At 60.1% G+C, this 23086-nt stretch carries 19 protein-coding genes; 9 read left to right on the forward strand and 10 right to left on the reverse strand.

Annotation, left to right across the window (positions count from 1 at the left end; all coding sequences use genetic code 11):
• Positions 1-24 precede the first annotated feature (24 nt).
• The 4 genes from PGB28_RS12395 to trpB form a co-directional block, all read right to left on the reverse strand.
• Positions 25-1488 carry a class I adenylate-forming enzyme family protein gene (locus tag PGB28_RS12395; protein WP_271421825.1) on the reverse strand — a complete coding sequence of 488 codons (1464 nt, stop codon included), beginning with the start codon at positions 1486-1488 and terminating at the stop codon, positions 25-27.
• Between the two features lie 44 nt (positions 1489-1532).
• On the reverse strand, positions 1533-1787 hold the full coding sequence (locus PGB28_RS12400) for an acyl carrier protein (RefSeq protein WP_271421826.1): 255 nt from the start codon (positions 1785-1787) through the stop codon (positions 1533-1535).
• 333 nt (positions 1788-2120) lie between these two features.
• Positions 2121-2729 carry a LysE family translocator gene (locus tag PGB28_RS12405; RefSeq protein WP_271421827.1) on the reverse strand — a complete coding sequence of 203 codons (609 nt, stop codon included), beginning with the start codon at positions 2727-2729 and terminating at the stop codon, positions 2121-2123.
• A gap of 15 nt (positions 2730-2744) precedes the next feature.
• The gene (gene trpB / locus PGB28_RS12410; protein WP_271421828.1) at positions 2745-3965 is read right to left on the reverse strand and encodes a tryptophan synthase subunit beta; all 1221 of its coding nucleotides are present in this window, start codon (positions 3963-3965) and stop codon (positions 2745-2747) included.
• Between the two features lie 566 nt (positions 3966-4531).
• Here trpB and PGB28_RS12415 point away from each other — a divergent pair.
• Positions 4532-7324 (forward strand): bifunctional aconitate hydratase 2/2-methylisocitrate dehydratase, encoded by a 2793-nt coding sequence (locus tag PGB28_RS12415; RefSeq protein ID WP_271421829.1) that lies wholly within the window; start codon positions 4532-4534, stop codon positions 7322-7324.
• Between the two features lie 85 nt (positions 7325-7409).
• Here the strand turns inward: PGB28_RS12415 and PGB28_RS12420 are convergent, their stop codons facing one another.
• Positions 7410-8225, reverse strand: coding sequence for an IclR family transcriptional regulator (locus tag PGB28_RS12420; RefSeq protein WP_333908238.1), 816 nt, complete (start codon positions 8223-8225; stop codon positions 7410-7412).
• A 63-nt stretch (positions 8226-8288) separates the two neighbouring features.
• Here PGB28_RS12420 and PGB28_RS12425 point away from each other — a divergent pair, with 63 nt between their 5' ends.
• The 4 genes from PGB28_RS12425 to PGB28_RS12440 all read left to right on the forward strand — a co-directional run bounded on the left by PGB28_RS12425 (position 8289) and on the right by PGB28_RS12440 (position 14772).
• Positions 8289-9890, forward strand: coding sequence for a GMC family oxidoreductase (locus PGB28_RS12425; protein ID WP_271421831.1), 1602 nt, complete (start codon positions 8289-8291; stop codon positions 9888-9890).
• Between the two features lie 137 nt (positions 9891-10027).
• Positions 10028-11122, forward strand: coding sequence for a TRAP transporter substrate-binding protein (locus tag PGB28_RS12430; protein ID WP_271421832.1), 1095 nt, complete (start codon positions 10028-10030; stop codon positions 11120-11122).
• Positions 11123-11242: 120 nt separating this feature from the next.
• Positions 11243-13717: a TRAP transporter large permease subunit gene (locus PGB28_RS12435; protein WP_271421833.1), complete on the forward strand. Its 2475-nt coding sequence runs from the start codon at positions 11243-11245 to the stop codon at positions 13715-13717.
• A 2-nt stretch (positions 13718-13719) separates the two neighbouring features.
• Positions 13720-14772 carry a DUF475 domain-containing protein gene (locus tag PGB28_RS12440; protein WP_271421834.1) on the forward strand — a complete coding sequence of 351 codons (1053 nt, stop codon included), beginning with the start codon at positions 13720-13722 and terminating at the stop codon, positions 14770-14772.
• Between the two features lie 17 nt (positions 14773-14789).
• Here PGB28_RS12440 and PGB28_RS12445 read toward each other — a convergent pair whose 3' ends face one another.
• From PGB28_RS12445 to idi, 5 genes are all read right to left on the reverse strand, one after another.
• Positions 14790-15608: an HpcH/HpaI aldolase family protein gene (locus PGB28_RS12445; RefSeq protein WP_271421835.1), complete on the reverse strand. Its 819-nt coding sequence runs from the start codon at positions 15606-15608 to the stop codon at positions 14790-14792.
• A 41-nt stretch (positions 15609-15649) separates the two neighbouring features.
• Positions 15650-16480, reverse strand: coding sequence for a 3-deoxy-8-phosphooctulonate synthase (gene kdsA, locus PGB28_RS12450; protein WP_271421836.1), 831 nt, complete (start codon positions 16478-16480; stop codon positions 15650-15652).
• Entirely contained in the window at positions 16473-17264 is a 792-nt protein-coding gene (locus tag PGB28_RS12455) for a 3-deoxy-manno-octulosonate cytidylyltransferase (protein WP_271421837.1), read from the reverse strand. Before PGB28_RS12455 ends, kdsA begins: the two co-directional genes overlap by 8 nt.
• Entirely contained in the window at positions 17261-18223 is a 963-nt protein-coding gene (locus PGB28_RS12460; protein WP_271421838.1) for a KpsF/GutQ family sugar-phosphate isomerase, read from the reverse strand. Before PGB28_RS12460 ends, PGB28_RS12455 begins: the two co-directional genes overlap by 4 nt.
• A 77-nt stretch (positions 18224-18300) precedes the next feature.
• On the reverse strand, positions 18301-18825 hold the full coding sequence (idi, locus tag PGB28_RS12465; RefSeq protein ID WP_271421948.1) for an isopentenyl-diphosphate delta-isomerase: 525 nt from the start codon (positions 18823-18825) through the stop codon (positions 18301-18303).
• 200 nt (positions 18826-19025) lie between these two features.
• Here idi and PGB28_RS12470 point away from each other — a divergent pair, with 200 nt between their 5' ends.
• The 4 genes from PGB28_RS12470 to PGB28_RS12485 all read left to right on the forward strand — a co-directional run bounded on the left by PGB28_RS12470 (position 19026) and on the right by PGB28_RS12485 (position 23082).
• Positions 19026-19508 (forward strand): c-type cytochrome, encoded by a 483-nt coding sequence (locus PGB28_RS12470; protein WP_271421839.1) that lies wholly within the window; start codon positions 19026-19028, stop codon positions 19506-19508.
• A gap of 391 nt (positions 19509-19899) precedes the next feature.
• Positions 19900-20751 carry an FAS1-like dehydratase domain-containing protein gene (locus PGB28_RS12475; protein ID WP_271421840.1) on the forward strand — a complete coding sequence of 284 codons (852 nt, stop codon included), beginning with the start codon at positions 19900-19902 and terminating at the stop codon, positions 20749-20751.
• Positions 20748-21899: an acyl-CoA dehydrogenase family protein gene (locus tag PGB28_RS12480; protein WP_271421841.1), complete on the forward strand. Its 1152-nt coding sequence runs from the start codon at positions 20748-20750 to the stop codon at positions 21897-21899. The genes PGB28_RS12475 and PGB28_RS12480 overlap by 4 nt, the downstream gene beginning before the upstream one ends.
• A 4-nt stretch (positions 21900-21903) precedes the next feature.
• The gene (locus PGB28_RS12485) at positions 21904-23082 is read left to right on the forward strand and encodes a CaiB/BaiF CoA transferase family protein (RefSeq protein ID WP_271421842.1); all 1179 of its coding nucleotides are present in this window, start codon (positions 21904-21906) and stop codon (positions 23080-23082) included.
• Positions 23083-23086 lie beyond the last annotated feature (4 nt).

Consider the following 23086-nt stretch of genomic DNA (forward strand, 5'->3'; position numbering starts at 1 on the left):
CGTCCTGTTTGCGGGCGCAGCGCCCTAGCGAATGATCTTGCCGGTGGCCGTTTCCGCGATGGCGTCCACGAACTCGATGGCGCGCGGGACCTTGTTCCTGGACAGTTGCCCGCGCAGGTGCTTGAGAAGCCCGACCTGATCGATGTCGACGCCCTCGGCGGGGACAACCTTGATCTTGATCGCCTCTCCCGCAGACGGGTGCGGCATGCCATAGGCCGCGCTTTTGACGACCCCGGGGAAGGCATTGACCGCGATCTCGACCTCGGTCGGCACGACGTTTTCGCCATTCACGATCACGATGTCCTTGAGCCGCCCCGACACATAAAGCTGCCCGTCCCGGAAGCTACCCAGATCACCGGTCATGAAATAACCATCGGAAAAGGATTTCCGCGTGGTCTCCGGATCGTCGAGATAGCCCTGCATCATGGACGGAGCACGAACGGCGATCTCGCCCGCACCGCTGGCATCATGGTTGAGGATCTTGACCTCGACCTCCGGCACAATGGCCCCCGACGATCCGGGCGGCGTCAGCGGTGTGCCAGGCTGGTCCATGGTGGCGAGGATGTATTCCGAACAGCCATAGCCATTGCGGACCTCGATCTGCGGATGGTTTTCCGTAATCTTGCGAATGGCCGCCACATTGGCCGGAGCGCCCCCTGTGATGATCCGGCGCAAATTGCTCAGATCAAAGCCACGGATATCACCGGCGGCAAGTGCAGACAGGACCGGCGGCGGCGCATGCATGAGCTGGATGTTGTGATCTTCCAGCATGTGCAGCGTTTCGGGGTAGGAAAAGCTGGTCAGTACGGTTTCGCATGCGGTCAGGCTCCCGGTCAGGATCACCGCCACCTGGCTCCAGACATGGTAGATCTGGTTGACCGACAGAACCTTGTCACCGGCTGAGAGGCCAAAACATGTGGAGGTGTTTTGTGCGGCGGCCAGCAAGCTGCGATGGGTGTGCACGATACCTTTCGGCAAACCGGTGGTGCCGGATGAGAACACGATGGACGCGGTATCCTCTGCATCCGGTTCGGCCCAGATCGGTGTATCAGACGACAAGACGCGGAGGTTCCGGACATTCGGACCGCAATCGTCATCGGCAAAGAAGGCCACCGGGGCCAGATCGCCATGATACGCCGACGTGATCTTGTCCAGACGGTCGGCCGCAAAGATATGCGCCTTGGCTTCGGCCCGCTTCAATGTCTGATGTAGCTGTGCGCCGTCCAGGTCCCCAATGGCCACCGGCACAGCGCCCAATTTCCAGATTGCCCAGAAACTGGCCCATGTCCAGCGCGAGGCCGTCATGCTGATGACAACCCGATCCTGTGCGCCAATGCTCGCCTTTCGCAATTCCAGCGCAATACCATCGGAAATCCGCGCCAATTCCAAAAACGTAACGGCACCTTCCTTATCATGAAGGATATTTCTCTGTCCATGCGCTTCAATTGCTGAGCGCAAGGCCTGCGGGATCGAATTTAATTGGGTCATCTGCCACTCCTGATATTCATATTTTCCGCCAATTCCATTTCAGATCACGCGGCCAAAAGAAGTGTGTCGTTAATTGCGCTCATGAGATCGCCAAACGTGTGGACCTGAATGCTTTCATCGTAAAGAAGCGCCTCACCGAGCGCTTGCTCGATGCGCAACTGAACGAACATCATGTCACTGGAATCCAATCCGATTTCGTCCCGCAGGTTCGAAGCGTCGTGGATTTCTGACACAGGAAACGCCACCAGCTCTGCGATGCGTTCCTTGATCCAGTTCTCTGAAATTGTTTCGGCGTACATTTTTTCCTGCCCCGATGTGGATTAAAGACAACAAGAAAATACGATACCGCCCGCACAACCGTCAATTGTATCAAGTGCTGTATTCCACCTCGGGACAAAACACTATTGATGTCGATATTCTGTGACATTCGGCTAATTCAAATTTTGTTTTGAGGCCTCAAATATGAGCAGGGCAGCAAGATAATTTCCGCCGGCAGAGTTTTTCAATGTCAGGACGGGCGGAAACGTTGATGCCAGACAAACCCGATTCGAATGCCCATGCTGCAAAACGACATGACCGGGGCAGCTTGGGTTGCTGCCCCGGTCACCAAACCTGCTCGATATTTGCTGGCGTCAGATTGTGGCGAACATCAGCCGTGCGCCCAACCCCATGAAACAGGCCGCAAAGCCATAGCGCATGGCGGTCAGTGTTTTGGGCTGGTTGAGGATCCGGTCACGGGCAAAAGAGGCGCCAAGCCCATAGACCACGAACACAGCAAAGGTGATCAGCGTGAACACCGCCCCCAGACCCAGCATATCGGCCGTGGGTGTGGCACTGTCCCGGGTGATGAACTGCGGCAGGAATGCCAGAAAGAACATCGACAGTTTCGGGTTCAGGATGTTGATCAGAACGCCCTTCGTTGCGATCCCGACAAATCCCGGCGTCTCTTCATGACCCACTTCGAATTTGCTGCGGTCCTTCAGGGTCAGCCAGGCAAGGTAGACGAGGTAACAGGCGCCTGCGTATTTCAGCAGGTTGAAAAGTGACGGGCTTGTCTGGAGGATGGCGACAAGGCCCAGCACTGCGGCCGCGAGATGCGGCAAGGTGCCCAAAGTCCCGCCCACAGCCGCGGCAAAGGCCGCCCTGCGCCCCCCCGATATGGCGCAGGCCAGGGTGAATACCACGCCGGTGCCGGGGGAAATGCAGACGATAAGGGCTGTGAGCAGAAACTCGGGGCTCATGGTGACGTCTTTCTCTTACAGACCAAGGGTCTCGATGACGAAATCGATGTCCTTGTCCCCGCGACCGCTGAGATTGAGGAGGATCGACTGATCGGGCGACATCTTGGGCGCCTGACGCATAGCGTAAGCGACAACATGCGCACTTTCGAGGGCAGGAATGATGCCTTCTGCGCGGGACAGCTCCATGAAGGCGGCGAATGCTTCTTTGTCGGTGGCCGATTCATAGCGCGCCCGGCCTGCGTCCTTGAGATAGCAATGCTGCGGCCCGACGCCCGGATAATCGAGACCAGACGCGACCGAGTGCACCGGCGACGGCTCACCATCGTCTTCCTGCAGGTAGTAGCAGCGGAAGCCATGCATGACGCCCGGCTTGCCCAGGGTCAGCGTCGCCGCATGATCCGATGTATCAAGCCCCTTGCCCGCCGGTTCGACACCGACCAGTTGCACATCGGGTTCATCGAGGAAGCCGGAGAACAGGCCAATCGCGTTCGATCCGCCGCCGACACAGGCCGCGACTTCGGTGGGCAGGCCGCCGGTCTGGTCGATGAACTGCTTGCGCGCCTCCTGACCGATGATGGACTGGAAGGCCTGCACCATGCGGGGGTAAGGCGCGGGGCCTGTAACCGAGCCGATGGCAAAGAACATGTTCTCGGGGTCTTTCATGTAGGAGATGAACGCACTGTCCACCGCGTCCTTGAGCGTGCCGGTCCCCATGGACACGGGCACCAGGTCACAGCCCAGGATCTTCATGCGGGACACGTTCGGGTGCTCCTTGGCGATGTCCACCACACCCATGTGGATTTCGCATTCCATATCCAGAAGCGCACAGGCGGTTGCCAGCGCGACACCGTGCTGACCCGCGCCGGTTTCGGCCAGAACGCGTTTCTTGCCCATGCGCTTGGCCAGCAGCACTTCGCCGATGCAGTGGTTGATCTTGTGCGCGCCGGTATGGTTGAGATCTTCGCGCTTCAGATAGATTTGCGCACCGCCCTCGGGCGACAGGTTGCGGGCGTGATAGACCGGGCTCGGGCGGCCAACGTAATGCTTGCGCAGGGACATGAGCTCATCGGTGTAGGTCGGGTCGGCCATGCATGTGTCGAAAGCGTCCGAGATCTCCTGCAGCAAAGCGGCGATCCGGGGGTCATCAATCGGTCCGCCATATTCGCCAAAATACCCGAATTCATCGGGTGCCAGCACGGCCATCCCACCCGGGTTTGCGTCAATTCTGATATTCATTGTTCGTCTCCTCTAGCATGCAATTCTAAGTTGCTTTGTCTTTTGACATGCCATGAAGCTAGCGCCTGACGCCGTGACTTAGTGTCGAATTATTTTCCGTATGGTAGCAGTTTGACGACCCCGCCCCATACAACGCCATCTTTCCTCACCTATCGCCACGTTCCAGCGGGTTTAGGCGCATATGGTCATAAATTCTTGGTTAATCTGCCAACCATGGATGACATCCCCCTTTGAAAACGCGTCACTCACCTCAGCGATATTCTACCCGAGGGGCGCGAATTTCATGCAAAGGAATCCGAACAATCGGTTCCGAGCGACATACGGAAATACAATTTCAGGTTGCTCTTCACGCACACCCAAACCACGGACGTGCTCAGATACGACAGACTTCCATTCGGAGGCTGCCGGACCTGAACCCGAATACTGGGGCAGTATGCCACGGAGGAAGGGCTTGCGCGGTCACGCAGCTGGGTATACGTCGGTATACAAATTCGCCAGGCCGGTTCACGAGCCCGACTCGCAGCCGGTTTATGTGCTCCCTTACACTCTAACAAGCCGAGACCGCCATGAGTTTGTATGCAGCCTACCTCGAAGAGATTGAAACACGCAAAGCACAGGGCCTGAGCCCCAAGCCGATTGATGACGGCGCGCTGACCAAAGAGATCATTGACCAGATCAAGGACAGCAACAATCCGCACCGCGCGGAGTCGCTGAATTTCTTCATCTACAACACCCTGCCCGGCACCACGAGCGCCGCAGGGGAAAAGGCCGAGTTCCTCAAGGACATCATCCTTGGCAAGGTGGATGTGCCGGAAATCACCCCCGATTTCGCCTTTGAACTGCTGTCGCACATGAAGGGCGGCCCCTCGGTTCGTGTTCTTCTCGATCTTGCGCTTGGCGACGATACGGCGATTGCCCAACAGGCTGCCGAAGTGCTCAAGACCCAGGTCTTCCTCTACGAGGCAGACACCGACCGTCTGAAAGAGGCCTTTGAGGCTGGCAACGCCGTGGCCAAGGAACTGCTGGAAAGCTACGTGCAAGCCGAGTTCTTCACGAAGCTTCCTGAGGTGGAAGAAGAGATCAAGGTCGTCAGCTATATCGCCGCCGAAGGCGATATTTCGACCGACCTTCTGTCGCCCGGCAACCAGGCGCATTCGCGCGCTGACCGCGAATTGCACGGCAAATGCCTGATCTCGGAAGACGCGCAGAAAGAGATCGAGGCGCTGAAACTGCAGCACCCCGACAAGCGTGTGATGCTGGTCGCCGAAAAGGGCACCATGGGTGTAGGCTCGTCGCGGATGTCCGGCGTGAACAACGTCGCGCTCTGGACCGGCAAGCAGGCCTCTCCTTACGTGCCTTTCGTCAACTACGCCCCGATCGTGGCAGGCACCAATGGTATTTCGCCGATTTTCCTGACCACCGTTGGCGTGACCGGCGGGATCGGTGTCGATCTCAAGAACTGGGTCAAGAAAGTGGGCGAGGACGGCAAGCCGATCCTGAACAATGACGGCAACCCGATCCTTGAGCAGAAATACTCGGTCGAAACCGGCACTGTTCTGACCATCAACACCAAGAAAAAGAAGCTCTACAACGAAGCAGGTGATGAGGAACTGGTGGACATGTCCTCTTCCTTCACCCCGCAAAAGGTCGAGTTCATGAAGGCGGGCAGCTCCTATGCCATCGTCTTCGGCAAGAAACTGCAGACATTCGCCGCCGAAACGCTTGGCGTCGAAGCACCGCTGGTCTTTGCCCCGTCCAAGGAAATCAGCCACGAAGGCCAGGGCCTGACCGCGGTTGAGAAGATATTCAACGACAACGCGCTGGGTGTGAATTCGGACGCACCGCTACACGCCGGGTCCGACGTGCGCGTCAAGGTCAACATCGTGGGCTCGCAGGACACTACCGGCCTGATGACCATGCAGGAGCTTGAGGCCATGGCGGCGACGGTCGTTTCGCCCAGCGTCGACGGCGCCTATCAGTCGGGCTGCCACACCGCGTCGGTCTGGGACCTCAAGGCCCAGGCCAACACCCCGCGCCTGATGAAATTCATGAACGATTTCGGGCTGGTGACCGGACGCGATCCCAAGGGCGTCTACCACCCGATGACAGACGTGATCCACAAAGTGCTGAACGACATCACCGTGGACGACCGCGCCATCATCATCGGCGGTGACAGCCACACGCGTATGTCCAAGGGCGTGGCATTCGGCGCAGACTCCGGCACCGTGGCGCTTGCGCTGGCCACTGGCGAAGCCTCCATGCCGATCCCGGAATCGGTCAAGGTGACCTTCAAGGGCAAGATGGCCGATCACATGGACTTCCGTGATGTGGTTCATGCCACACAACAGCAGATGCTCCAGCAACACGGCGACAACGTCTTCCAGGGCCGCGTGATCGAGGTACATATTGGCACGCTGCTGGCAGACCAGGCGTTCACCTTCACCGACTGGACCGCGGAAATGAAAGCCAAGGCATCGGTCTGTATCTCGGATGACGAGACGCTGGTCGGTTCGCTGGAACTGGCCAAGTCGCGCATCCAGATCATGATCGACAAGGGCATGGAGCATGAAAGCGGCATGCTTCAAAGGTTGATCGACATTGCCGACAAGCGCATTGCCGAGATCAAGTCCGGCGAAAAGCCCGCCCTGCGCCCCGATGACAACGCCAAATATTTTGCCGAAGTTGTCGTGGATCTGGATCAGATCGTCGAACCGATGATTGCCGACCCGGACGTGAACAATGCCGATGTGTCCAAGCGCTACACCCACGACACGATCCGCCCGATTTCCTTCTACAACGCCGAGAAGAAAGTGGATCTTGGCTTTGTCGGCTCCTGCATGGTGCACAAGGGCGACATCAAGATCGTCGCCCAGATGCTGCGCAACCTTGAAAAAGAGGCGGGCACAGTCGAGTTCAAGGCACCGCTGGTTGTCGCTGCGCCGACCTACAACATCATCGACGAGTTGAAGGAAGAGGGCGATTGGGAAGTGCTGCAGAAATACTCGGGCTTCGAGTTCGATGATGCCGCGCCCAAGACCAAGGCCCGCACCGAGTATGAGAACATCCTCTACCTCGAACGCCCCGGCTGTAACCTCTGCATGGGCAACCAGGAAAAGGCCGAAAAGGGCGATACGGTGCTTGCCACCTCGACCCGCCTGTTCCAGGGCCGCGTTGTGGCGGACAGCGAAACCAAGAAAGGTGAATCGCTGCTCGGTTCGACCCCGGTTGTCGTGCTCTCGGCGATCCTTGGCCGCACGCCCACGCTGGAGGAATACAAGACCGCGGTGGAAGGGATCGACCTGACCAAATTCGCGCCGCCGCTGCAAACGCCCGCAGGTGCACGGTCTGTGCATTTCTAAGACCGGTAAAAATCCGAAATCACAGAGCGGGGCGCCATGGTGCGCCCCGCTTTTTCATGTCCTCCCGGGTTGGATCAATCGGGCCTCATTCCTCCGGGAACAACGCATCCCGCAAACGTTCGGCTGCATCCACAAGCACGCCGCGCCGTTCAATGGCATCCGACAGGTCGATGCGCTGCGACGGTCCATGAAAGGCCAGCGCCGCGATGAAGCGCCCGTTCGGGTCACGGACCGGCACCGAAATCGCGACCATACCGTCGAGAAACTCCTCCCGGTCCAGCGAATAACCAAGCCGCGCGATCTCATCCAACTGGTCCAGCAATTCCTGCGGGTCGGTCAAAGTGGACGCGGTCATACGTGTCAGGTCAAGCGACGCCACGAAGGTCTGGCGCGCAGACGGGGCAAGGCTGGCCAAAAAACATTTGCCGCTTGCGGTGCAATGAAACGGTACATTGGTGCCGACCGGCAACTGGATGCGAAACGCCCATCCGGTCTCGACCCGATCCAGATAGCTCATACCGGTATCTTCGGGCACGACATAGTTGACCGTTTCGCCAAAATGCTGCGCCACATCGAGCAGGATTTGATGACGGACCATATGATCACGGGAATTGTAAAGCAGACCTGCCCCCAGTTCCCGCAAGCGCCGCGCCACCTGAAACCGGCGTGATTTGCCTTCGCGCGCGATGAAGCCGTTTGCCTCAAGCGTGATGCACAACCGGTGCACGGTCTGCTTCGGCAGCCCCAGTTCTGCATTGATTTCGGTCGCGGTCATCGCCCGGTCACTCTTCCCCAAAATCTCAAGGATCAGCAGCGTCCGCAGGTTTGTGGGGATACGCTCTTCCGCTGATGGCTCTGAAGCCGGCGATGGAAAATGAGTCTTGCTTTGCATGCGAATCATTGTAGCGTCTTACCTGAGCAAAAATCGAGATAAAAAGTCTCATTTTTTGAACTTCGGGGTGGTATGGAATTTGATTTCGTCGTTGTAGGCGCCGGTTCAGCCGGATGCGCATTGGCCAATCGGCTCTCTGCCGATGGCCGCCATACCGTCGCCCTGCTTGAGGCCGGCGGGCGCGACACCAACCCGTGGATTCACATTCCGGTTGGCTATTTCCGCACCATGGGCAACCCGAATACCGACTGGCGCTACAAGACACAGGCCGATCCCGGTATAGCCGGACGCTCCATTCCGTGGCCCCGTGGCCGGGTACTGGGCGGGTCGAGCTCGATCAACGGGCTGCTCTATGTCCGTGGCCAACCTCAGGATTACGATCACTGGGCCCAGCTTGGTTGCACGGGCTGGTCCTGGGACGATGTGTTGCCCTGTTTCAAACGCGCCGAGACATGGAACGGGCCGGATGACACCGGCTTGCGTGGCAGGGACGGCCCGCTTTCGGTTCAGAATTCGCGGCTGTCGCGCGACATCGTCGATCTCTGGGTCGATGCGGCAGAGGCGGCAGGCTACAAGCGCAACCCCGATTACAACGGCGCGGATCAGGAAGGCGTCGGGTATTTCCAGCTTACCATGAAAGGCGGGCGGCGATGCTCGTCGGCTTTGGCCTATCTGAAACCGGCGCGCGGGCGGCAGAACCTTGAAATCCTGACCAATGCCCAGACCGAAAAGCTGCTGATCGAAGATGGCCGCGCGGTGGGCGTCCGCGCCCGGGTGCATGGCAAGATGACGGATATCCGCGCGCGCTGCGAAGTGATCCTGAGCGCCGGGGCCATCGGCTCGCCGCAGATACTTATGCTGTCGGGCATTGGCGATCCGGACGATATCCGCCCGCACGGCATCGAGATGCAGGCCGAAGTGAAAGGCGTGGGCAAGAACCTGCAGGATCACCTTCAGGCCCGCCCGGTCTTCAAGACCGATCTCAGCACGATCAACACCGAGACCAATAACCTGTTCAAACAGGGCATGATCGCGCTGCAATATGCGCTGACCCAGCGCGGCCCCATGACCATGGCCGCCAGCCTTGGCACCGGGTTCCTCAAGACGGATGAGCGGCTGGAAACCCCGGATATCCAGTTCCACATTCAGCCCTTCAGCGCCGACAGCCCGGCAGAGGGCGCACATAAATTCTCGGCCTTCACCGCCTCGGTCCTGCAACTGCGCCCGGAAAGCGCGGGGCATCTGACGCTGAGCTCGGCCAATATGGACGACCACCCCGAGATACATCCGAATTACCTCGCCACAGACACCGATTGCCGGACCATCGTCAAGGGCATCCAGATTGCCCGCAGGATCGCACAGACCAACCCGCTCAAATACCATATCAGCGAAGAACACGCGCCCGGCGCCGGGGTGGCGTTTGACGATGAAGACGCAACGCTCGACTGGGCACGCCGCACGGCGGTGACAATCTATCACCCGACCGGCACCTGCAAAATGGGCGTTGACGCAATGGCCGTTGTCGATCCACGCTTGCGGGTGAAAGGCGTCGCCGGATTGCGCGTGGCCGATGCATCGATCATGCCGCAGATTGTCAGCGGCAATACCAACGCCCCCGCGATCATGATCGGGGAACGGGCCAGCGATCTCATTCTGGAGGACGCGGCGCGATGATCTGACAGGTTCGAATTTGCCCTTTCGGCGGCCGGAAGAGGAGCCGCGCCATCCGAAAGACAAACATGCCGGGGCAAGGCCTTCGCTCCCGGCAAAAATTCATAACCAAGAAGGCATCCATCAAGGGAGGAAAATTGATGATCAATCTCAAAACCCTAACTATTGGCGCAGCTGTGCTTGCCATGACGGCAAGTGCCGCCATGGCCGAAAAGGTCCTGCGCATCCAGTCGGTTCTGCCGAACACGGCCGACGAGGTCGTCATGCTGAAGGAATTCGGCAACGACGTTGCCGCCCTGACCAACGGCTCTCTGACCATTGAAGTGTTGCCTGCGGGTGCCGTGGTCGGCCCCCGCGACATTATGGATGCCGTTGACGCCGGTCTGGTCGAAGGCGGCTTTGCATGGACCCACTATTGGGGCGGCAAGCACGTGGCAGCCAACCTCTTTGGCGCACCTGTCGCCGGTGCGGGTGTTGGCCTCGACAACATCGCGTTCCTGAGCTGGTTCCAGTATGGCGGCGGCCGCGAGCTGTATGACCGCCTCTGGGACGAGATGGGCGTGAACGTCAAAGGCTTCATGCTGCAGCCGGTTGGCCCCGAGGCCCTGGGCTGGTTCCCCGAGCCGATCAAATCGATGGATGACTTCCGTCAGATGCGGTTCCGCGCCCCTCCGGGCATGGTTGGCGCGGCCTATGCTGACATCGGCGTTCCCGCCGTGGCAATGGGCGGCGGCGACATCCTGCCAGCGCTGGAAAAAGGCACCATCGACGCAGCTGAATGGTGCTGCCCCAAGCCTGACTCGGTCTTCGGCTTCCAGAAGGTGCTCAAGCACTACTACCTGCAAGGTCTGCACCAGGTCACCGTGAACGCGGACATGTATGTGAACCGCGACTTCTACGACAGCCTGACCGAGCAAGAGCAGATGGCGCTTGAAGTTGCGGCCAATGCCTCGCTGTCCAAATCGCTATCCTACCGGATCTACGAGAACGGCAAGGCGCTCAAGGACCTGACCGACAACCACGGCGTCATCCTTGAAGACACGCCTGCGGACTACTTTACCGAGTATTCCGCCGCCGCAAACAAGGCGCTTCAGGCCGCTGCGGACGAGAACGCGTTCTTCGCGGAAGTGTGGCAGTCCCAAAAGGACTTCGCCGAAATCGCCGTTCCGTTCTGGGCCGGCGCGCAGACCTCGAACGCGAGCCTTGGGCGCGCCTTCGCGGACACTCTGAAGTAACATCGTTTCAGAACGGGCCCCCGCGTGGGCCCGTTCGTTCTTCTTTTTCAAGCGCCGTAGCAGGGTGCTTCGAAAAGAAGAACGTGGATAAAAAATCCTCGTCGACGGGAGGGACCAACCATGGCCGCAGACGAACCGAATCCAGAAGATCTGGAAATCGCGGACGAGTTGATTGCAGAGCGCCGCGCCGAGGCTCCGGGCGAAACGCCCAAGGATATGACGGCATGGCAGCGCCCGATCACCGCGGCAATTGACGTGATCAACTATCGCGCGGGACAGCTCATTGCCCTGCTCATGGTGCCGCTGATCGTGGTGGTGGTTTACGAGGTGTTCTCCCGGAACCTCTTTGCGATCCTGCAGGACGCGGGCTTTGAGGACCTGGCGCGCTCGCTTGGCCTGGGTCCGACGCTTTGGGTCTATGACACCAGCCGGATGATCGCGGGTGTCCTGTTTATGGCGGCGGCAGGCTATGGCCTGATGCGCGGCGTGCATATCCGCGCCGATTTCCTCTATCGCAACTGGTCGGAAAAGACCCAGGCAACGGTGGATGCATCGCTGTACCTGTTGTTCTTCATGCCTTCGATGATCTTTTTTACCATCGTTTCGGCAGAATATTGGTGGCTGGCCTACACCACGGGCGAGACCCTCGCGCTCGACAGCGCCTGGCAGCCGATCCTGTGGCCCGCGCGTCTGGCGATGCCGGTAGGTGGCTTTCTGCTGATGCTGCAGGGCATCCCGGAAATCTTCCGCGCGTTCCATAAGATGGGCAAAGCACGCGAACGCTTGTTCGTGCGCGCGTTGCCGTTCTATCTCATCGGTCTGGCCTGGCTGATCATGGCGATTTTTGCGCCGGATTGGGTGCCGGGCGGCGAATGGTTCACCGACATAATGTCGGCCCGTCCGAACCTCGACAAAGCCACCATCGGGCTGATCATGCTGTTCGCGATGCTGTTTGTCATCTTCATCGGCTTTCCGATCTCGTTCACGCTGATCTTCCTGGCCTTCGTGTTCGGCATTTGGGGTGCCAATTTCAAGCTCACGACCCTGCTGATGACGCTGAACACCAACTCGACCATGCTGAACGACCAGCTTATGGCGGTTCCGCTCTTCGTTTTGATGGGGATCGTGATGGAAGCCGCAGGCCTGATGGAGCGGCTCTTTGCGTCGATCCAGATGATCATGGCGCGTGTCCGAGGCGCGCTGTTCATCGCCGTGTTGATCGTCTCGACGATCTTCGCTGCGGCAACGGGTATCGTCGGCGCATCGGTTACACTTCTCGGCATCATGGCCGGCGCCACCATGAGCCGTTCGGGATATAACGTGCAGCTGGCCGCGGGCACGATCACGGCGGGCGGTACGTTGGGCATTCTGATCCCGCCCTCGATCATGCTGATCGTCATGGGACCGGTGCTTGAGGTCTCGACACTTGATCTGTTCCGGGGGGCCTTCATTCCCGGGGCACTCCTCGCGTCGCTTTACCTGATCTACACGCTCGGGCGCTGTTGGTTGAACCCAAGCCTGGGTCCGATCCTGCCCGAGGAAGACCAGCCCGATACGTCCAATTATTACGGGGCCGAGGTGGCTTTGATCTGCCTGGGAATCCTGACCGTTTGCCGTGTCTTCGGGCTGGGACTTGGTGGTGCCTTTGGTGGGGTCGTCCCCTTTGGTGGCCTGATCGTGATAGGGATCACCGTCGCGGTGGCTTACGCAGCCTACCGCAAGCTGAACGTACTTCGGATCGTCCTCCCTATCGCGGTCCTGTTCCACCTCTATATGATCGTCGCTAATATCGGCGACGACGGCGGCCTGCCGACATGGTCCATCGTCTTTGCAGCCTTCACCGTGCTCCTGGCGGTGCTGGCCCGTCCGATCTACAGCCCGAACGCGGATGAAAGCTTCTACTTCTCCGAACTTTGGGATGAATTCTTTGCGGGGCTGATGCCGCCGACGATTCTGATCTCCTTTGCACTGGGGTCGATCCTCCTAGGTCTTGCAACACCGGCCGAGGCGGCCGCGATGGGGGCCTTTGGTGCGATCCTGCTGTCGATCGGATATCGCAAATTCACGATCCCCAGCTTCTTCGACAGCCTGATCAAAGCTCTGGAAATCACGGTGCTGATCATGTTCCTGGTGGCCGCGTCGAACTTCTTTGGCGCACAGTTCAGCGCCCTGGGTACGCCGAAGATGATGACAGAGCTTCTGCTCGGGTTGGAGATGTCGCCCTACCTCATCCTGTTGTTGGTCATGACGCTGATCTTCCTGCTCGGCTGGCCGCTGGAATGGGTGCCGATTGTGTTGATCGTCGTCCCGATCCTGCTTCCGACTGTCGAGGCACTCTCGGTCCATGGGCTTGAACGCTATGAATTGATGGTCTGGTTCGGGATCCTCGTGGCGGTGAACCTTCAGACGGCATGGCTCAGTCCGCCCGTCGCGCTTTCGGCCTACTTCCTGAAAGGCGTGGTGCCGAATTGGGACCTGCGCGACATCTACCTTGGCATGATGCAGTTCATGCTGGTGCAACTCTTCGGCCTGGCCCTGATCTTCATCTTCCCGCAGATCGTTCTGTGGCTGCCTGCCGTCCTTTCGGGGAACTGATGATGAGCGTGAAACGTAGCACACTCTCCTATCTCAAATGGCCGCTCATTGTCACAGCCGTCGGACTGTTCCTGTCCGGCTGGCTGGGATGGGAAACCGAAGGCACGCAGGCCGGTATCTGGTCCTTTCTGCTGATCGGATCGGTGCTGGCGGCGCTTGAAATATCGCTGTCCTTTGACAACGCGGTGGTGAACGCCAACAAGCTGGAAGATATGACCCCAGTCTGGCAACGGCGCTTCCTGACATGGGGGATCCTGATCGCCGTGTTTGGCATGCGCATCGTCTTTCCGCTGATCATCGTGGCTGTCTTTGCCTGGGTGAACCCGTTCGAGGCGGTACGGCTCGCGCTGGCGGACCCGGATGAATACGCCCGGATCATTGACCAGTCACATGGCGCCATCGCGGCCTTTGGCGGTACTTTCCTGATGATGGTGGCGCTCAGCTTTTTCGTGGATGAGGACAAATCCATCGACTGGATCGAGGCGCTGGAACGCCGCTTGCGCAAATGCGGATCGGTCCGGGGCTTCGAGATTGCCTTTGTGCTGATCATCGTGGCCTCCATCTGCATGGCACTGCCCGAAAGCTATCAGGCCACGTTCCTGTTCTCGGCCATCATGGGCCTGTTGGTGTTCACGATGGTGGACGGGTTGGGGACCTTCCTCGACCAATCCTCCAAATCCGTGGCCGAGATCGGCGCACGCGGCGGGCTGGGGGCGTTTCTCTATCTTGAGGTGCTGGACGCCAGCTTTTCCTTTGACGGTGTGATCGGGGCCTTCGCGCTCACCGCGAATATCCTGCTGATCGCCATCGGTCTGGGCATCGGCGCGATGTATGTGCGTTCCATGACGATCATGCTGGTGGAAAAGAGCACGCTGCAACAGTTCCGCTATCTGGAACATGGGGCGTTCTATTCGATCTTTGCGCTGTCGCTGATCATGTTCCTGCAATCCTTGGTGCACATCCCCGAAACCATCACCGGCGGCATTGGCGTTGCCTTGATCGGTCTGGCACTGATGTCATCCATCCGCCACAACAAGCGCGACGCGCTGGGGTGAACAACTGACACGGCCTCTCAATAGGCCGTGTCCCGCTTTTCCGTGACACTGTCCTCGCCGACGCCTGTTGCCTTGCGGAACGCGGCAACACTTGCAGACGCGGCACTGGCCAATAGCCGGGAATCCCCGCTGACCGTCACCATGTCAAAGCCCCAGCTAACCGCCCGCGCCGCATAGTCTGGCGTCCCGCAATGCAGCGCCGCCTTGATGCCGTTGCGGTGGCAGGCCAACACGATCTGTTGCAGGGCCTCGATCATCTCGGGTTCTTCCCGGTCCAGCCCCGGCGCATATTTCCCCTGATGCAGCGAAAAGGTCAGATCCGCCGGTCCCACGTAAATCCCGTCCAGCCCCGGCGTCGCGGCAATGGCGTCGAGATTGTCAAACGCCTGCTGCGTCTCCACCATGGCCCAGCCGATCACCTCGTCATTGGCGCGTGCTGTGAAATCAGACCCCTGGGCAAAGGCAGCCCGGGTTGGCCCAAAACTGCGCTGTCCCTTGGGCGGATAGCGCATGTAGCTGACGAATTCCGCCGCCTGTTCGGGGGTGTTCACCATAGGGCAGATGATTTGCATCGCGCCCGCATCCAGCATCTTCATGATGATCCCGGGTTCAAGCCACGGCACCCGCGCGCCGATCATCACGCCAGAGGCGCGCATCGCCTGAAACATTCCGAGCGCATCGGCGTAATCCACTGCGCCATGTTGCAGATCGACGGTCACGGCGTCATAGCCTTGTGCGGCCATGATCTCGGCGGTGAAGCTGTTGGCAATCGACAGCCACCCCTGCAGAACCGGGTCGCCCCCGGCCCAAACGTCTCTAAGCGTGTTGCTGATCATCGGCGTATCCTCCCTTGAACGCCGCTGATCAAAACGACGCTTTACGACATTTTGGCCAATCGGTCCAAAACCACAAGCCGAACAACCAGATCCTGCAGCTCATGCACCGGGATCATGTTCGACCCGTCCGAAGGTGCATTGTCCGGGTCTTCATGTGTTTCAATAAACACCGCCGCCACGCCGATGGACACCGCCGCGCGGGCCAGAAGCGGCGCGAACTCACGTTGGCCGCCGCTTGTGGTGCCTTGGCCCCCGGGCTGCTGCACCGAATGGGTGGCGTCGAAAACCACTGGATAGCCGGTCTCGGCCATGATCGGCAGACAGCGGAAATCGCTGACCAGCGTGTTATAGCCAAAGGATGTGCCGCGATCACAAAGCATGATCCGCTCATTCCCGGTCGAGGCGATTTTCTCGGCCACATTGCCCATGTCCCAGGGCGCAAGGAACTGACCCTTTTTCACATTGATCGCCGCGCCGGTTTCCCCGGCAGCCAGGAGCAGGTCGGTCTGACGACAAAGAAAGGCAGGGATCTGAAGCACATCGACCGCCTGCGCGACGGGCGCGCATTGCGCTTCGGAATGCACATCGGTCAGCACAGGACAGCCAAATTCTTCGCGGATCTTCGACAGGATGGTCAGCCCCTCCTCCATGCCCAACCCCCGCTGGGTCGAGATCGAGGAGCGGTTCGCCTTGTCATAGCTGGCCTTGAAGATGAACGGCGTGCGGGTCTTGGCGCAGGCCTCGGAAATCCGCTCTGCCATCATGCGCGCGTGGTCAAGGCTTTCAAGCTGGCAGGGACCGGTGATCATCACCAGAGGATCATTTGCCGAAATCGGGGCCTCGCCCACCTGCACTGTTTTTGCGTCAACCATCCTGCAATACCTTTTCGATCCGGGCCACATCGGCCGGGTTGTTCAACTCCCAGAATACACGGCCCCGGGCCTCGACCTCGACACAGCGCACCGGGGTGCCATGCACGAGAAAACGCAGCTGTTCCAGCCCTTCCAAGGTCTCAAGCGTGCTGACGCCCCAGCTTGTGTATGCCTTCAACGCTTCGGGCCGATAGGCATAGACACCCACATGGTGATAGACCGGGATATCGGTCGCGGGTACCTTGTCCGGGTCGATATAGGGCACGATTTCCTTGGAGAAATAGAGCGCGCGATTGTCATCGCCGAACACCGCCGTCGTGCCGCCCACGCGCCCGTTCTGCCGGTCCTCGACAAACATCGCATAGGTCGCCGGATCGCATTGCAGCACAGGTGTCGCCATTTGAGCATCCGGATCGGCCTTCATCGCCGCGATAAGATCCTCGACAAACCACGGCGGGGTGAGCGGCGCATCACCCTGAAAATTCACGATCAGTTCGGCCGAGACAGCGCCGTTGGCCACCGCTTCTGCACATCGCGCGGTGCCGTTTTCCGCCTCTGGCGAGGTCATGATGACCGACGCGCCAAACCCAGCCGCATGGTCGCGGATGCGCTCGTCATCGGTAACCACATGTACCGCGTCAACGCCCGCGATCTGCCCCGCCGCCTCCCAGGACATCTGGATCAATGTCTTTTCGCTGCCGTCCTTCTGGCGCAGTGTGGCCAGCGGTTTTCCGGGATAGCGCGTGGACGCGTAACGCGCCGGAATGAGAATGACCGTTTTCATGCAACACCTGCCCGCAACACATCGTGGATATGGACCACCCCCACGGGGCAGTTTTCAGCATCGACCACCATAAGCGCGCCGATCTTGCGCTCATTGAGAATGGCCAGCGCCTCGGCGGCCAGTATATCGGGCGTCACGGTCACCGGATTGCGGCTGGCCATTTCGCCTGCCGTCATTTCCATCAACCGGCCCATATTGCGCCGCAAATCGCCGTCCGAAACCACGCCCACCAGCTTGCCATCCTGCACCACAGCCGCGATGCCAAACCCCTTGGAGGTCATGGTCAACAGCGCGTCCCCCATGGCCATATCCGATGGCACCAGCGGCAGTTCTTCGCCGCCATGCATCAGATCCTCGACCCGGCTGAGCTGCGCGCCCAGTTTTCCGCCCGGGTGGAAGACCTGAAAATCCTCGGATTTGAACCCGCGCAACTCCATCACCGCCACGGCCAGCGCGTCCCCCAGCGCCAGCGTCAGCGTTGTCGATGTGGTGGGGGCCAGCCCCATCGGACAGGCCTCGGGCAGTTTCGGCAGGGTCAGACGGTAATCCGCCGCCTTCATCAAGGTGCTGTCGGGGTTCGACGAAATCCCGATCAGCGGAATCGAGAAGCGTTTGCAATGCAGGAGGATATCGCGCAGCTCCAGAGTCTCGCCCGAATTCGAGATCAATAGACACACGTCATGGCGCGTGATCATGCCAAGGTCACCATGGCTCGCCTCGGCCCCGTGCACGAAATAGGACGGCGTGCCGGTCGAAGCGAGTGTCGCGGAAATCTTGCGCCCGATATGACCCGATTTGCCGATACCCGAGATAATGACCCGCCCCTCAACTCCGGCCAGAAGCCGAACGGAGCGTTCAAAATCCGCAGGCAAATTGCCCGCAAGGGTCGTCAGGGCCTCCGCCTCGGTCCTGAGCACGCGGCAGGCCGTCTGGTCAATCTCGCCTTGGGCGTCTGTCATGGGAGCCTCGTTGTCAGTTGTCGCGCACCAGATACACGTTTGGCCCCGCATGTACCAGCAAGTCACGACCGCGCGGCTCAGGCCCCGGACGCGAATATCCCGTCTGCATGATCCGTCATGTAGACATGTAGCCAGGGCGTGAACCGGTCGGGATGGTGGGCCAGCTCCTCCAGCAACGCGCCGCGCGTCACCCAGCGCACGGCCTGAACCTCGTCCGGGTTGGGCGTCACAGATATAGCATCCATTGTCGTGACGACAAAAATCTCGACCACTTCATGCTCGATCAAACCGTCCCCCACATCCGCGCGATATTCGACCTGTTGCCGCCACTTCGGCGCGACACCGGTGATCCCAAGCTCTTCATCCAACCGGCGGATCGCACAGGTCTCGGGCGCTTCATCCCAGTGTGGATGGGTGCAGCAGGTATTCGCCCAAAGCCCCGGGGTATGATATTTGCCCTCTGCGCGTTGCTGCAACAATATCCCCTCGGGGCCGATGACAAAGACCGAAACGGCCTTGTGCCGCAGACCTTTGACATGCGCGTCCAGCTTGCCGACCGGGGTCAGCACGCCATCGACCCATGCCGGGATCTTGGTCGCCAGATTGTCGGTCTGTACCGTCACCATGCCGCCCTTTCTCTGTTGCGCCACTTTGGTCGGATCGCGTCATACCGTCATTCCATGTAAATCAACAGCACGAGACCAGCGCCTTGTTGCGCGTGGGCAATCTGTCGCGCCGCGCCGGGTTGACCATCCCCGTGCCATTTATATCTGTTTGCACCAGAAGCAGAGGAGACATCCAAATGAAGACTCTAGCCATCAGCGGCGCATTCGCCATGTTGCTTGCTGCCCCCGCATTCGCGGAAAGCCATGGTCCCGACCTGACCGCCACCGGCGACGCGGCCAAAGGCGAGAATGCATTCAAGAAATGCCAGTCCTGCCACGTCGTGCAAAATGACGAGGGCGAAGTGCTGGCCGGCCGCAACGGCAAGACCGGCCCGAACCTTTATGGTGTCGTGGGCCGCACTGCCGGCACTGTCGAAGATTTCCGCTATGGCAACGACCATATTGCCGCGGGCGAGGCAGGCATGGTGTTCGACGAAGCCACATTCGTGGCTTATGTCATGGATCCCAAAGCTGCCGTTCAGGAAGCCACTGGCGACGGCAAGGCCCGCTCCAAGATGAGCTACCGCGTGCGCAAGGAAGACGAGGCAAAAGACCTTTATGCCTTCCTCAAGTCGCTCGCGCCAGCGATGGACGAAGAGATGGAAGAAAGCGGCAGCTAAGCCGTCCACGGAATGCGAATTTGAAACCGCCGGTTCACGCCAGAACCGGCGGTTTTCTTTTGGGCCATGTCGATGCGCGCCTGCGTCATTCCGCGCATCCACGGGGGCCGGACCTGTCTCTCACGCGATACATTACCGTTTTATGCGCGCACCAGAGTTCCAACCCGTTCCGCCCAGCCCGTGAAAGGGGACCGGCATGACCGAAATTGACCCGCTCCGCTTTGTCCTCCTATGCCTGACCGAACCGTCCGAGCGCAGCATGTTCGCCCAGATCCGCCGCTGGTGGCGCGGAGAGAAAGCGCCGCTTTGATCGTTCCCAAGTGATGTAAATTCGGGATTTTCTTTTCCCGGGGAGCATGCCAGCCTGCACCGCGTCTGGAACGGGGGCGGCATGGATATCGCACATCTGCAAAGCTGGGTCGGCAAAAGCGAAACGCGCCTTGAACGTATCGCGCCTTTCCCGTCGAATGCGCTGGCCGCGACGCTGGATCGGGACGATCCGCCCTATGCGGACGGGACCGCGCTCCCGCCGCTGTGGCATTGGCTGCATTTCCTGCCGATCTTCAAGCTGAGCGATGCTGGCTATGACGGGCATCAGGCTTTGGGGGATTTCCTGCCGCCCGTGCCATTACCGCGCAGGATGTGGGCGGGAAGCCGGTTTCGCTTTCACGCGCCGATGCATATCGGAGAGACGCTGCAAAAGACCTCGACGGTCCAGTCGGTGACCCACAAATCCGGGCGCAGCGGGGATCTGGTCTTCGTCACGGTCAAGCACCTGGTGAGTTGCGAGGACCGGATCGGCATCGACGAGGAACATGACATCGTCTACCGCGACGCCGCCAAACCCGGCGCTGTGCCCCCTCCCCCGCCAATGGCCCCGGACAGGGGCGATTTTTCGCGAAACATCGACCCCGGCCCGGTACTGTTGTTTCGCTATTCCGCGCTGACCTTCAACGGTCATCGCATCCACTATGACCATCCGTTCTGCACCGGCACCGAAGGCTATGACGGGCTTGTCGTGCATGGCCCGCTGCTGGCGACGCTGCTGCTCGACCTGCTGCGAAGACAGTATCCAGACCGGATTGTGGCCAGTTTCGACTTCCGCGCCCTGTCCACCGTGATAGCCGATCACCCGTTTTCCGTCCATGGCGCACATGGCGACGACGGAGATATCCGCCTCTGGGTCCGCCGCCACGACGGCGCACTTGCCATGGACGCCACAGCAAGGTTGAAAGACGTATGACCGAGACCCATTCCGAATTGCGCGAGGCCATTCGTGCCCTCTGCGCCACGTTTCCACCGGAATATCACCGCAGGATCGACCGCAACCGCGCCTATCCCGAAGAGTTCGTGGACGCCCTGACCAAAGCGGGCTGGATGGCCGCGCTGATCCCCGAGGAATATGGCGGCTCAGGCCTTGGGCTTACCGAGGGGTCGGTGATCATGGAGGAAATCAACCGCTCGGGCGGCAATTCCGGCGCGTGCCACGGACAAATGTACAATATGGGTACGCTCCTGCGCCACGGATCGGAGACGCAGAAGCAAGAGTACCTGCCGCGCATCGCGTCGGGCGAGCTACGCCTGCAAAGCATGGGCGTGACCGAACCCACCACCGGCACCGATACGACAAAGATCAAGACCACGGCCAAACGCGTGGGCGACCGCTATGTGATCAACGGTCAAAAGGTCTGGATATCCCGCGTCCAGCATTCGGATCTGATGATCCTTCTGGCGCGCACCACGCCTTTGGCCGAGGTCACGAAAAAGTCGCGCGGCATGTCAATCTTCCTCGTCGATTTGCGGGACGCCATTGGCCAGGGGCTGACCGTGAAACCCATCGAGAACATGGTCAATCACGAATCCAATGAACTGTTCTTTGACAATCTCGAAATCCCTGCCGAGAACCTCATTGGCGAAGAGGGGATGGGCTTCAAATACATCCTCGACGGGCTCAATGCCGAACGCGCGCTGATTGCTGCCGAATGCATCGGTGACGGGCATTGGTTCATCGACAAGGTCACCGATTATGCCAGCACGCGCGAGGTGTTCGGCCGCCCCATTGGCCAGAACCAGGGCGTGCAGTTTCCCATCGCCGAGGCGCATATCGAGATCGAAGCCGCGAGCCTCATGCGTGACAAGGCCTGTGCGCTGTTCGACGCCGGACAACCCTGCGGGGCCGAGGCGAACATGGCCAAATACCTCGCCGCCAAGGCCAGTTGGGAAGCGGCCAATGCCTGCCTGCAATTCCATGGCGGGTTCGGCTTTGCCGCCGATTACGACGTGGAGCGCAAATTCCGCGAGACGCGGCTCTATCAAGTGGCTCCGATTTCGACCAACCTGATCCTGTCCTACGTCGCCGAGCATGTGCTGGGCCTGCCCCGGTCTTTCTGATCCCATGCAGCCGCTGAAACATATCACCGTTGTGTCACTGGAACAGGCCGTTGCCGCGCCCTTTGCCACCCGCCAGCTCGCCGATCTGGGCGCGCGGGTGATCAAGGTGGAGCGCCCCGGCACCGGCGATTTCGCCCGCGCCTATGACACCCGTGCGCGCGGTATCTCCTCGCATTTCGCCTGGACCAACCGGTCCAAGGAAAGCCTGACGCTGGATCTCAAGGACCCCGACGGGCTGGCCGCGCTGCGCAAGCTGATTGCTACGGCAGATGTTTTTGTCCAGAACCTCGCCCCCGGCGCGGCGGCCCGCATGGGGCTGGACGCGGGTGCGCTGCACGCCGATCACCCCGGCCTGATCCTGTGCAATATCTCCGGCTACGGCCCCGACGGCCCGCATCGCGACCGCAAGGCCTATGACCTTCTTATTCAGGCCGAAGCCGGATTCCTGTCGATCACCGGCACCCCCGAGACACCGGCCAAGGGCGGCATTTCTGCCGCCGATATTGCTGCAGGCATGTATGCCTATTCCAATATCCTCGCCGCGCTGATCGAACGCGGCCAGACCGGCAAGGGGCGCAATGTCAACATTTCCATGCTGGAGGCGCTGGCGGAATGGATGGGCTACCCGATGTATTACGCCACCGATGGTGCCCCGCCGCCCGAGCGTGCGGGCGCGTCCCATGCCACGATCTTTCCCTATGGCCCCTTTGCCACCGGCGACGGCGGCACGGTGATTCTGGGGCTTCAGAACGAACGGGAATGGGCGGTGTTCTGCAAATCCGTCCTGAAACAGCCGGATCTGACCAGTAATGCCAGCTTTGCCAGCAATGCCGCCCGCTCGGAAAACCGCGCAGCTCTGACCGCGCTGATCGAGGCGGGATTTGCCGATCTGGGCGCCGACGATGTCCTCGCGCGTCTCGACGACGCCGGCATTGCAAACGCCCGCATGAACGACATGGCAGGGCTGTGGGCGCATGAGCAACTGGCCGCCCGCAACCGCTGGCAAATGGTGGATAGCCCAACCGGGGCGCTGCCCGCGCTCCTGCCCCCGGGTCTGGATGCCGAGGATCACCCGAAAATGGCGGGCATCCCGACGCTTGGCGCGGATACCGATGCGATCCTTCAAAGCCTTGGCTATACGCCCGAACAGATCGAGGACCTGCGCGCACGCGGCGTGACCTGATCCC

Origin of the sequence: Primorskyibacter aestuariivivens (assembly GCF_028023675.1) — a bacterium.
Classification (GTDB): Bacteria; Pseudomonadota; Alphaproteobacteria; order Rhodobacterales; family Rhodobacteraceae; genus Marinovum; species Marinovum aestuariivivens.

Bases quoted from the DNA above. Each gene is read 5' to 3' on its own strand.
- PGB28_RS12430 (WP_271421832.1), top strand. From the start codon at position 10,028: ATGATCAATCTCAAAACCCTAACTATTGGCGCAGCTGTGCTTGCCATG.
- kdsA (WP_271421836.1), bottom strand. From the start codon at position 16,480: ATGGTTGACGCAAAAACAGTGCAGGTGGGCGAGGCCCCGATTTCGGCA.
- PGB28_RS12480 (WP_271421841.1), top strand. From the start codon at position 20,748: ATGACCGAGACCCATTCCGAATTGCGCGAGGCCATTCGTGCCCTCTGC.
- PGB28_RS12395 (WP_271421825.1), bottom strand. From the start codon at position 1,488: ATGACCCAATTAAATTCGATCCCGCAGGCCTTGCGCTCAGCAATTGAA.
- PGB28_RS12475 (WP_271421840.1), top strand. From the start codon at position 19,900: ATGGATATCGCACATCTGCAAAGCTGGGTCGGCAAAAGCGAAACGCGC.
- PGB28_RS12420 (WP_333908238.1), bottom strand. From the start codon at position 8,225: ATGATTCGCATGCAAAGCAAGACTCATTTTCCATCGCCGGCTTCAGAG.
- PGB28_RS12485 (WP_271421842.1), top strand. From the start codon at position 21,904: ATGCAGCCGCTGAAACATATCACCGTTGTGTCACTGGAACAGGCCGTT.
- PGB28_RS12435 (WP_271421833.1), top strand. From the start codon at position 11,243: ATGGCCGCAGACGAACCGAATCCAGAAGATCTGGAAATCGCGGACGAG.
- PGB28_RS12470 (WP_271421839.1), top strand. From the start codon at position 19,026: ATGAAGACTCTAGCCATCAGCGGCGCATTCGCCATGTTGCTTGCTGCC.
- PGB28_RS12460 (WP_271421838.1), bottom strand. From the start codon at position 18,223: ATGACAGACGCCCAAGGCGAGATTGACCAGACGGCCTGCCGCGTGCTC.
- PGB28_RS12425 (WP_271421831.1), top strand. From the start codon at position 8,289: ATGGAATTTGATTTCGTCGTTGTAGGCGCCGGTTCAGCCGGATGCGCA.
- PGB28_RS12415 (WP_271421829.1), top strand. From the start codon at position 4,532: ATGAGTTTGTATGCAGCCTACCTCGAAGAGATTGAAACACGCAAAGCA.
- PGB28_RS12455 (WP_271421837.1), bottom strand. From the start codon at position 17,264: ATGAAAACGGTCATTCTCATTCCGGCGCGTTACGCGTCCACGCGCTAT.
- PGB28_RS12405 (WP_271421827.1), bottom strand. From the start codon at position 2,729: ATGAGCCCCGAGTTTCTGCTCACAGCCCTTATCGTCTGCATTTCCCCC.
- trpB (WP_271421828.1), bottom strand. From the start codon at position 3,965: ATGAATATCAGAATTGACGCAAACCCGGGTGGGATGGCCGTGCTGGCA.
- PGB28_RS12400 (WP_271421826.1), bottom strand. From the start codon at position 1,787: ATGTACGCCGAAACAATTTCAGAGAACTGGATCAAGGAACGCATCGCA.
- PGB28_RS12445 (WP_271421835.1), bottom strand. From the start codon at position 15,608: ATGATCAGCAACACGCTTAGAGACGTTTGGGCCGGGGGCGACCCGGTT.
- PGB28_RS12440 (WP_271421834.1), top strand. From the start codon at position 13,720: ATGAGCGTGAAACGTAGCACACTCTCCTATCTCAAATGGCCGCTCATT.